The sequence below is a fragment of the Bacillus sp. OTU530 genome, assembly GCF_038440375.1.
The window spans coordinates 1-429 of the sequence record NZ_JASATP010000157.1 but is presented as its reverse complement, the minus strand read 5'-3'; the positions used below and the strand labels follow the sequence as shown (position 1 = coordinate 429).

Annotated in this window: 1 pseudogene; it reads left to right on the top strand. The window is 42.0% G+C overall.

Annotated elements, in window-relative coordinates:
- Positions 1-22 precede the first annotated feature (22 nt).
- A pseudogene (locus tag AAHB12_RS31375) lies at positions 23-429 on the top strand (IS200/IS605 family accessory protein TnpB-related protein); the annotation flags it as partial.

The following is a 429-nucleotide window of genomic DNA, read 5'->3' as shown; positions in this document are numbered from 1 at the left end:
AATCCAATCCGTGAAACGGAAAATGAAGACCGAAAAAGCAAAACTGACCAAGTTAAAGAAAATCAAGCAGTCCTTCGTCAAAGGAAAACCTTCGTTTCCCCATAACGGAAAAGAGCAACAACATGGTACCTTATTTGCGGTGCATGGAAAAAAGAAAACCGACCTATACTACCATGCCTATGCGTTTGAACATGGGTATGTAGATGTTCATATCAAACGTTTGCAAACGAAGCTTGGCTTTTTAGCTGGAAAGTTACACCGCCTTGAAGATAAACAAAAGCACCTTCGTACAGAAGTAGCGAGCGTTGTTTTTGGTTCTAAGAAACGGTTCAAATCTCAATATACAATAGAACGCTATCAGCAGCGTCATAGACTGTGGGTCAAAGAATGGGAGAATGCCCGCTACCGGAAGATAATCATATCCGGCCG